8 protein-coding genes are annotated in these 9,852 nt (G+C 63.4%); 7 read left to right on the plus strand and 1 reads right to left on the minus strand.

The annotated features are described in order from the left end of the window. Window positions 1-241: aldehyde dehydrogenase family protein (locus tag MnOB_RS22450; RefSeq protein ID WP_158713847.1), on the minus strand; the 241-nt coding region annotated here is incomplete at its 3' end. Window positions 242-696: 455 nt separating this feature from the next. Here MnOB_RS22450 and peaA point away from each other — a divergent pair. The 7 genes from peaA to MnOB_RS22485 form a co-directional block, all read left to right on the plus strand. Next, entirely contained in the window at window positions 697-2,214 is a 1,518-nt protein-coding gene (gene peaA, locus MnOB_RS22455) for a quinohemoprotein amine dehydrogenase subunit alpha (RefSeq protein ID WP_234358315.1), read from the plus strand. Window positions 2,215-2,287: 73 nt separating this feature from the next. Beyond that, window positions 2,288-3,718 carry a quinohemoprotein amine dehydrogenase maturation protein gene (peaB, locus tag MnOB_RS22460; protein ID WP_077526463.1) on the plus strand — a complete coding sequence of 477 codons (1,431 nt, stop codon included), beginning with the start codon at window positions 2,288-2,290 and terminating at the stop codon, window positions 3,716-3,718. A 1-nt stretch (window position 3,719) separates the two neighbouring features. Further along, window positions 3,720-4,043 carry a quinohemoprotein amine dehydrogenase subunit gamma gene (qhpC, locus tag MnOB_RS22465; protein WP_077526464.1) on the plus strand — a complete coding sequence of 108 codons (324 nt, stop codon included), beginning with the start codon at window positions 3,720-3,722 and terminating at the stop codon, window positions 4,041-4,043. 29 nt (window positions 4,044-4,072) lie between these two features. Continuing rightward, a complete protein-coding gene (peaD, locus tag MnOB_RS22470) occupies window positions 4,073-5,197 on the plus strand; it encodes a quinohemoprotein amine dehydrogenase subunit beta (protein ID WP_077526465.1) in 1,125 nt (374 codons plus the stop codon). A gap of 318 nt (window positions 5,198-5,515) precedes the next feature. Continuing rightward, on the plus strand, window positions 5,516-7,216 hold the full coding sequence (locus MnOB_RS22475; protein ID WP_077526466.1) for an AMP-binding protein: 1,701 nt from the start codon (window positions 5,516-5,518) through the stop codon (window positions 7,214-7,216). Between the two features lie 162 nt (window positions 7,217-7,378). Next, a complete protein-coding gene (locus MnOB_RS22480; protein ID WP_077526467.1) occupies window positions 7,379-8,407 on the plus strand; it encodes an AraC family transcriptional regulator in 1,029 nt (342 codons plus the stop codon). Window positions 8,408-8,487: 80 nt separating this feature from the next. Then, on the plus strand, window positions 8,488-9,852 hold a 1,365-nt coding region (locus MnOB_RS22485), incomplete at its 3' end, for a methyl-accepting chemotaxis protein (RefSeq protein WP_158713848.1).

The raw sequence follows: 9,852 nt of genomic DNA on the forward strand, positions 1-9,852 counted from the left end.
CGCGCGGACGCATGCGGCTCCAGGCGGAATCGTCGAAGGCCTGGCGCGCGGCCTGAACGGCACGGTCGACATCTTCGGCGGCGGCGGAAGGCACGTTGCCGAGGACTTCGCCGCTGGCGGGGTTGCGGAAAGTCATGGTGCTGCCGCTGGCGGCGTCCTGCCATTCGGCGCCGATCAGCATCTTCAGCTTGCGATTGAGGAAGGCGGTGGTCTGGGGAAGGACGGGCAGGTCAGCGAGCATGGGGGAAGCCTCTATTCATTGAAGTTGTACCTGGCTTTCGCAACCCCCATGCCAAGGCCGTAAATTTCGCATAAGGCAATGATTTGAAAGGAATTTAATGGTGTTATTCGGTCATCTCCGAATGTCTCGCTGTTGCACTTTGAGACTCGATGAGACGGGCCTGGAACAGTCGCACTGTCTACCTTTACTGGATGCTCGGTGGTGCAGTCTCAGCGTGGAACAGTCTGTCGCGAAATTAGACGCCAGGCTTCACCGCCAGCATCCCTGCCAAGCCTGAGTTTTACGGCTAAATCGTTGTAATAAAAGGACTTTCACTGGCATGGCACACATTATGTATTTGCCGTGACAACTGCACCCGCTCCGCCGTGGGGTGCAAATCATAAGAACAACACCGTGGAGGTCTGACCTTGAAGACGACTCGACTCCGGCAGCACGCGGGCACCCTGGCACTGGCCATGGCGTCCCTCATGTTCGCCCAGGCCCATGCAGCCGAGGAGGGTCCAGCCCTCCTCAAGTCCAAGTGCATGGGTTGCCACATCCCCGAGGGCAACGATACCTACAGCCGCATCAGCCACCAGCGCAAGACCCCTGAGGGCTGGCTGATGAGCATCGCCCGCATGCAGGTGATGCATGGGCTGCAGATCAGCGACGACGACCGTCGCACGCTGGTCAAGTACCTGGCCGACAAGCAGGGCCTGGCACCCAGCGAGACCGAGGGTGTGCGTTACGCCATGGAGCGTCGCCTGAACACGGTGGAGAAATTCGACGATCAACTGAGTCAGACCTGTGGCCGCTGCCACTCGGGGGCACGTGTCGCCCTGCAACGCCGTCCGGCCAAGGAGTGGGAACACCTGGTCAACTTCCACCTCGGCCAGTGGCCGTCCCTCGAATACCAGGCTCAGTCCCGCGACCGCGACTGGTTCGACCTCGCCATCAAGGAAATGGTGCCGGAACTGGCCAAGCGCTTCCCGCTGGAAAACCAGGCCTGGGCCGACTGGCAGAAGGCCAAGCCCAAGGCCGATGCGCTGCCTGGGCAGTGGAGCTTCAGCGGCCACATGCTGACCAAGGGTGACGTGCGCGGTGTGATGACCGTGACCGCCGATGCTGGCGACACCTTCAAGGTCGAGGTGAAAGGCCAGTATGCCGACGGCACGCCGTTCAACGGCAGCGGCTCGGCCATCCTCTACAACGGCTACGAATGGCGCGGTAACGTGAAGGTCGGCGAGACCAACCTGCGCCAGGTGTTCGCCGCCATCAACGGCGAAATGAAAGGCCGCATGTTCGAGGCCGAGCATGACGAGCGCGGCCTGGACTTCAGCGCCGCGAAGGATGGCAATGCCAAGCTGCTGGCCGTGCAACCCGCCTTCATCAAGGCTGGTAGCGAAGCCGAGCTGACCCTGGTGGGCAGTGGCCTGAAGGGCACGCCTGACCTCGGTGCCGGCGTCGAAGTGGTGAAAGTGCTGGAAGTCACGCCGAAGCTGGTACGCGTCAAAGTCAAAGCCGCCGCCGATGCCGCGCCGGGCGTGCGCAGCGTGGCCCTCGGCGATCTCAAAGGCGTCGACCTCGCGGTCTACAAGGACATCGCGGAAGTGAAGGTGGTGCCCGAGTTCTCCATCGCCCGTGTTGGCGAGAACGGCGGCTCCACGCCCAAGGTGCAGGGCCGCTTCGAGGCCGAGGCCTGGGGCAAGGGCGCTGACGGCCAGCCGTACCGCATTGGCTACCTGCCTGCGAAATGGTCGGTCGAGGCCTTCGACGAGCGCGCCAAGGAAGACGAGGACGTGAAGTTCGCAGGTGTGATGCAGGCCGATGGCGTGTTCATCCCCGGCGGCGCCGGTCCGAACCCGGAACGCAAGATGATGACAAACAACGCCGGCAACCTGAAGGTGATCGCCCAGCTTGAAGAGGGCGGCCAGAAGGGTGAAGGCCACTTGATCGTCACCGTGCAACGCTGGAACAACCCGCCGATCCCGTAAGCGGTATCGGCTCGGGCGGGGCTGCCCCGCCTGGATTCGCAACGACGATTGGGAAGAATTCCGGGAGGTCGCCATGGGCGCAATCTTGAATCTGGTCGAACGCAACCTGCACGAAGTGCGGGTGGATGCCGACCGCATGCTGTTCCATATCCCGAGCAGTTCGCTGTTCGCCACCGATGAGGTTACCGGTGGCATCATCGACGCCCTGCGTCAGCAGAGCTGCTCGTCCGAAGACCTGGTGCAACGCCTGTCCGGGCGCTTCGCCGGCCAGGATATCGATGAAACCCTGCGCGAGCTGATCGCGCTGGAAGTGGTGAGCGATGGCTCGCCGCTGACGCCGGAAATCGGCATCAGCAAGGTCGAGCGTACGGCGCTCAATACCGTGGTGCTGAACGTCAACACCGGCTGCAACCTGAGCTGCACCTACTGCTACAAGGAAGACCTGGACAAGCCTTCCGCCGGCAAGAAGATGGGCGCGGAAACCGCCGAGGCCTCGGTGGAAATGCTGCTCCGCGAGTCACCCGACGAAGAGCGCTACAGCGTGGTCTTCTTCGGCGGCGAGCCGCTGTCCAACCGTCCTCTGATCGAGCACATGGTGGACTACTGCGAGCGTCGCTTCGCCGAGGCCGGCAAGCAGGTGGAGTTCATCATGACCACCAACGCCACGCTGCTCACTGAAGAGATCATCGACTACCTGAACAAGCATCGCTTCGGGCTGTCGGTGAGCATCGACGGTCCGAAGACGGTGCACGACCGCAACCGCATTACCGTGGGCGGGCAGGGCACCTATGACGTGGTGCGGCGCAAGGTGGATCTGCTGCTGTCGCGCTACCGCAGCCGTCCGGTCGGCGCGCGGGTGACCCTGACCCGCGGCATCACCGACGTCGAGACCATCTGGAACCACCTGTTCAACGAGCTGGGTTTCGCCGAAGTCGGCTTCGCCCCGGTCACCTCGGGCGACATGGCGAACTACAACCTGACCAGCGAAGAGCTGGTGGAAGTCTTCGCCAACATGAAGGCCCTCGGCCGTCGCTACCTGGAAGCCGCGCTGGAGCACCGCAACATCGGCTTCTCCAACCTGCACCAGCTGATCACCGACATCCATGAAGGCCACAAGAAGGCGCTGCCCTGCGGTGCCGGCCTGAAGATGCTGGCGGTGGATCACAAGGGCGAGCTGAACCTCTGCCACCGTTTCACCGGTTCCAGCATGCCGACCTTCGGCAACGTGCACAGCGGGGTGAAGCAGGTCGAGCTGAACGACTTCCTCTCCCAGCGCCTGGACCGCAGCGGCACCGGCTGCGACACCTGCCGCATTCGCAACCTGTGCTCCGGCGGCTGCTACCACGAGAGCTACGCCCGCTATGGCGACCCCACTCACCCGACCTATCACTACTGCGAGCTGATGCGCGACTGGGTGGACTTCGGCATCGAAGTCTACAGCCGCATCATGGCCGTCAACCCGGCCTTCATCAGCAGCTACATCTCTCCGCGGAAGGCGCACTGACATGAAACATCTGAAGCCGCTCAACAACAAAGCGCAAATGCTCGAAAAAGCCGCAGCCGAAGATCGCATCGAAGAAGTCGTGGCCATGAGTGCGGTGGCCGGTTGCACGGCCACCACCGACCCGGGCTGGGAAGTGGACGCCTTCGGCGGCGTGAGTTCCCTCTGCCAGCCGATGGAAGCCGACCTTTATGGCTGCTCCGACCCTTGCTGGTGGCCGGCACAGGTGCCCGACATGATGAGCACCTACCAGGACTGGAACGCCCAGGCGACCAACTCCATGGACGACTGGCGCAACCTCGGCACCGTATTCCCGAAAGACAAATGACCGGCGATAAGAACAAGAGGGAAACACTGATGAAACTCAAAGCCATCGCCAGCCTGGCGACCGCTGTTGCCGGCCTCGCACTGGGCACCCATGCCTGGGCTGCGGACGAATCCGGCCCTGCACTGAAGGCCGGTCATGAATACATGATCGCCACCAACTACCCGAACAACCTGCACGTGGTCGATCTGGCCACCGACAGCCTGTACAAGACCTGCCGCCTGCCGGACGCCTTCGGCCCCGGTACGGCGATGATGGCGCCGGACCGCAAGACCGCTTTCATCCTCAATAACCACTTCGGCGACCTCTACGGCGTCGACCTGGACGACTGCAAGACGGTGTTCCACGCCAAGCTGTCGCATAAGCCGGGGGAAAAGGTGCGCTCGATGTTCTCCTTCGCCCTCAGCCCGGATGGCAAGGAGCTCTACACCACCGTCAATCCGACCGAAATGCTCAATGACCATTACGTGGTCAAGCAGCCGCGACTGGAGGTCTATGACACCAGCGCCGGCCTGGACGCCAAGCCGGTGCGCAGCTTCCCGATGCCGCGCCAGATCTACCTCATGCGCGCGGGCGACGACGGCACCCTCTACGTCGCCGGGCCGGACATTTACAAGATGGATGTGAAGACCGGCAAGTACGAAGTCGCTGTGCCGGGCCGTAACTGGAAGCGCCCGCTGTACAGCCCGCCGGATGTCCTCTACTTCTGGCCGCACCAGACGCCCAACCACGAATTCTCGATGCTCTACACCACGGCCAAGTTCAAGGACGAGAAGCAGGACCTGGCCACCGCCGACTTCATCTATGGCTACGTCAGCATCGACCTGAAGACCGGCAAGTCCACCGTCCAGGACTTCGCGCCGCTGACCGAGCTGTACTTTACCGGCCTGCGTTCGCCGAAGGACCCGAACCAGATGTTCGGCGTGCTCAACCGCCTGGCCAAGTACGACATCAAGGAGCAGAAGCTGATCAAGGCCGCCAACCTGGATCACTCCTACTACTGCGTCGCCTTCAATACCGAGGGCTCCAAGCTCTATCTGGCCGGCACCTTCAATGACATCGCGGTGTTCGATCCGGATAGCCTGGAGAAGATCAAGAACATCAAACTGCCGGGTGGCGACATGGCGATTACCACGACACAGGTGTTCGTGAGGTAAGGGCGGAAATCCCTAGGGGTGAATGCTCTTCTGTAGGGGCGACTTCAGTCGCCAAGGGCAGCGCAGCTGCCCCCTGACAAGGCCGCAGGGCAGACCTGCGGCCTGCTTGGCGAATGAATTCGCCCCTACAGTGATTTTCCCCCTGCGGACGATCGAACCCATATCCGACCAATGAGTCACTAGACAGGAAAACCGGCTTTATTTACCTTTACGTTTACGTAAAGGTAAATAAAGCCCCGTACGTACCAGGCCTCTCTGCCGTAGTTGGAGGCCCGCTGATCAGCGTCGATCCCAGCACAAAGACAAGAAGGGAAAGCCATGAATCACCAGAGCTACACCCGGGGGCGGCAGGACAAGGACCTGCTCGCCATGACCATAGGCGCGGCATTCGATGCCACCGTTGCCCAGTTCCCCGAGCGCGAGGCGCTGGTAGTCAGGCATCAGGGCCTGCGCTACAGCTGGAAGGAACTGGCAGAGGCAGTGGATCGCCACGCCCGTGCATTGCTCGCACTGGGCCTGAACAGCGGCGACCGCCTGGGAATCTGGGCGCCCAACTGCGCCGAGTGGTGCATCACCCAGTTCGCCAGCGCCAAGATCGGCGCCATCCTGGTCAACATCAATCCGGCCTACCGCAGCAGCGAGCTGGAGTACGCGCTGAAGCAATCCGGCTGCCGCTGGGTGATCTGCGCCGATGCCTTCAAGACGTCCGATTACCACTCCATGTTCCTCGGCCTGGTGCCGGAGCTGGCCGCGGCGGAGCCGGGCAGCCTGAACTGCGAGCGCCTGCCGGAATTGCGTGGCGTGGTCAGCCTGGCCGCTAACCCGCCGACCGCCTTCCTGCCCTGGGCTACGCTGCAGCAGCGAGCAGGGGAGGTGAGCGTCGAGGCCCTGGCCGAGCGCCAGGCCAGCCTGCAGTTTGATGACCCGATCAACATCCAGTACACCTCCGGCACCACCGGCTTCCCCAAGGGCGCCACCCTCAGTCACTACAACATCCTCAACAACGGCTACATGGTGGGTGAAAGCCTCGGCCTGACCGAGCAGGACCGCCTGGTGATCCCGGTGCCGCTGTACCACTGCTTCGGCATGGTGATGGGCAACCTGGGCTGCGTGACCCACGGCTCCACCATGATCTACCCGGGCGACGCCTTCGACCCGCTGACCACCCTGCGTGCCGTGTCCGAGGAGAAGGCCACCGCCCTGTACGGCGTGCCCACCATGTTCATCGCCGAACTGGATCATCCGCAGCGTGGCGAGTTCGACCTGTCCAGCCTGCGCACCGGCATCATGGCCGGCGCCACCTGCCCGATCGAAGTGATGCGCCGCGTCATCAACGAGATGCACATGAGTGAAGTGCAGATCGCCTACGGCATGACCGAGACCAGCCCGGTATCCCTCCAGACCGGTCCGGATGACGAGCTGGAACTGCGCGTGACCACTGTCGGCCGCACCCAGCCGCACCTGGAAAGCAAGATCGTCGACGCCGAGGGCAGGATCGTTCCGCGCGGCACCATCGGTGAACTCTGCACCCGTGGCTACAGCGTGATGCTGGGCTACTGGAACAACCCGCAGGCCACCACTGACTCCATCGATCCAGGCCGCTGGATGCACACCGGCGACCTCGCCTCCATGGACGAGAACGGCTACGTCTGCATCGTTGGCCGCAGCAAGGACATGATCATTCGCGGTGGCGAGAACGTTTACCCGCGCGAGCTGGAAGAGTTCTTCTTCACCCACCCGGCAGTGGCCGACGTGCAGGTGATCGGCATTCCCTGCAGCAAGTACGGCGAAGAGATCGTCGCCTGGATCAAGTTCCACCCCGGCCACACCGCAACCGAGGACGAGCTGCGTGCCTGGGCCAAGGAGCGCATCGCGCACTTCAAGGTGCCGCGTTTCTTCCGCTTCGTGGATGCCTTCCCGATGACGGTGACCGGCAAGATCCAGAAGTTCCGCATGCGCGAGATCAGCATCGAGGAACTGACTCCGCCGAAGGACGACAAGGTGACCGCGATTCGGTAGGGCCGGAAGACAGGCGATCGATCTCCTGTAGGGGCGAATTCATTCGCCAAGGGCAGCGCAGCTGCCCAATCCGAGCAGGAACGGCAGAACTGCGTTCTGCTTGGCGAATGAATTCGCCCCTACAATGGCCGTTCCGACGGCAATCGCTACCCAAGGGAGCCCATGACAGGCACGTCCGCCGAGAAAGGCACCATCTCCGTCCGCCTCGTCCACGAAGCCCTGCTGGAATTGCGCCAGCGGGGCTTTGACGATTCTGGGTTGCTGAACCAGGCCGGCATTCCCGCCGAGCTGCTGGCCAAGCCCTATGGGCGCGTGTCGTCGCAGCTCTACGGGCAGCTCTGGCTGCTGATCGCACGGACCATGGACGACGAGTTCTTCGGCATGAATCCGCGGCGGATGAAGTCCGGCAGCTTCGCCTACATGACCCGCGCGGCGGTGAAGGAGCCAACGGTCGGAGCGGCCCTGGAGCTGTCCCTGCGCTTCCTCGAACTGGTCTTCGACGGCCTTTCGCCGCGCCTGGAGCGTCGGGGCGGCCTCGCAGAGATCACCCTGGATGAGCCCGAAGGCCAGCAATGCCGTGCCTTCAGCTATTTCACCCTATGGCTGATGATTCACGGCCTGATGTGCTGGCTGGCCGGACGGCGCATTCCCATCCTCGGTGTCGACCTGCGCTGCACGGTGCCGGACTACATCGAGGACTACCGGGTGATGTTCAGCACCAACCTGCGCTTTTCCCGTCCGCAGAGCCGTCTGCTGTTCAACGCCGATTGCCTGGAGCTGCCGGTGCGCCGGAGCACTCGCGACCTCAAGCGCTTCCTCGGTGGCCTGCCGGCGAACATCCTGGTGCGTTATCGCGACCCGCAGAGCCTGGCGGCGCGCATCCGTGCCTACCTGCGCAGCATCAAGCCCGAGCGCTGGCCGGATGTGGAGGCGTTGTCCAGCCACTTCTACATGGCGCCGTCCACACTGCGCCGCAAGCTGTCACTCGAAGGGCAGTCCTATCAGGGGCTGAAGGACCAGGTGCGGCGCGACCTCGCCATCGCCCGGCTGGACCACGGTGAAGGCAACTTCACCGAACTGGCCTTCGAGTTGGGCTTTGCCGACACCAGCGCCTTCTACAAGGCCTTCAAGAAATGGACCGGTTCGACACCGGGTCAATACCGTTCATTGATCCATCCGGACTCAAGTTGAAGCCGTTTTCTGCCGCTATATACGAAGGCGCGCCATGCCCGCGCCCCATCGCCGACCCGTAGTAAACAGGACCCTTGCCCATGCCCCTCAACCGACTTTCCATCCAGTGGAAGATCACCCTGCTGGCCGGCCTCTGCCTGCTGGCCATCGTTGCCGTGCTGATAGGCATATCGCTCTATCGCATGGGGGCGGGCACCGCGCTGGTCAAGGCGAACAGCACGCAGATGCTGGAAGCCTCGGCCCGCGAGCGCATGGAGGGGGAGGGCAAGGTGCAGGCGCTGACTATTCAGCGTTACTTCCTGTCGGCCTATCAGGACGGCCTCAACTTCTCCCGCCAGGTGCTGCAGCAGCGGCGTCAGGCGCAAAAGATGCAACTGGACAGCCAGGCCCTTCGCGAAGACCTGCACCAGCAGGTGAAGGAGGCCTTGCAGGCCAACCCGCAACTGCTCAGCCTCTACCTGGTGTTCGAGCCGAACGCCCTCGACGGCAACGACGCGCTCTACGCCAACCGCGCCGAACTCGGCAGCAACGAGGTGGGTCGCTTCTCCACCTACTGGGCCCAACGCGGCGGCAGCCTGAGCAGCCTCGCGCCGACCGAAGTGATGATCAGCGATGCCACGCCGATGCTCGATGGCAGCCCGTTCAACACCTGGTTCAACTGCCCGAAACAGACCCTGAAACCCTGCCTGCTGGACCCGTACTTCGACGACGCTTCGGGCCAGAAGACGCTGATCACCACGCTGACCTTCCCGGTGATCGAGAACGGCAAGATGCTCGCGGTGGTCGGAATGGACATCAGCCTGAGCAACCTGCAACAGCTGGCCAGCGCCGGTAGCCAGGGCCTGTACGACGGGCAGGGCGCCATCAGCATCCTCAGCCCCGCCGGCCTGCTCGCCGGCTACAGCGCGGATGCCGGCCTGCTTGGCCAGGGCCTGGCCAAGGCCTACCCGAACGAGGCCAATGCGCTGCTCGGCCTGCAACGCGAGGGCAGGGCCCACGAGCAGCAGGCCAATGACCACTTGCAGGTACTCGCGCCGTTGCAGCCGATCCCGGAATCCAAGCCCTGGGCCGTGCTCCTCGACGTGCCCATGCCGACCCTCTTGGCACCGGCCCTCGAGCTGCAAAAGGACCTGGATGCACGCAACGCCCAGGGCACCTGGCTGGAACTGCTGTTCGGCGTAGCCGCCGCCGTCGCCGGCCTGTTGCTGGTGTGGCTCACCGCCCGTGGCGTGACCCGGCCGATCCTTGGCGTGGCCAGCATGCTCAAGGACATCGCAACCGGCGAAGGTGACCTGACCCGCCGCCTGGGCTACGCCCGCCAGGACGAGCTGGGCGAGCTGGCCGGCTGGTTCAACCGCTTCCTCGACAAGCTGCAGCCGATCATCGCCGACGTAAAACGCTCGGTGCAGGACGCCCGCAGCACCGCCGACCAGTCCGCCGCCATC

It is taken from the genome of Metapseudomonas resinovorans (assembly GCF_002003485.1).
Taxonomy (GTDB): domain Bacteria; phylum Pseudomonadota; class Gammaproteobacteria; order Pseudomonadales; family Pseudomonadaceae; genus Metapseudomonas; species Metapseudomonas resinovorans_D.

Coding starts and splice junctions, on each gene's coding strand:
- peaA (WP_234358315.1), top strand. CDS start 697: ATGGCGTCCCTCATGTTCGCCCAGGCCCATGCAGCCGAGGAGGGTCCA.
- peaB (WP_077526463.1), top strand. CDS start 2,288: ATGGGCGCAATCTTGAATCTGGTCGAACGCAACCTGCACGAAGTGCGG.
- qhpC (WP_077526464.1), top strand. CDS start 3,720: ATGAAACATCTGAAGCCGCTCAACAACAAAGCGCAAATGCTCGAAAAA.
- peaD (WP_077526465.1), top strand. CDS start 4,073: ATGAAACTCAAAGCCATCGCCAGCCTGGCGACCGCTGTTGCCGGCCTC.
- MnOB_RS22475 (WP_077526466.1), top strand. CDS start 5,516: ATGAATCACCAGAGCTACACCCGGGGGCGGCAGGACAAGGACCTGCTC.
- MnOB_RS22480 (WP_077526467.1), top strand. CDS start 7,379: ATGACAGGCACGTCCGCCGAGAAAGGCACCATCTCCGTCCGCCTCGTC.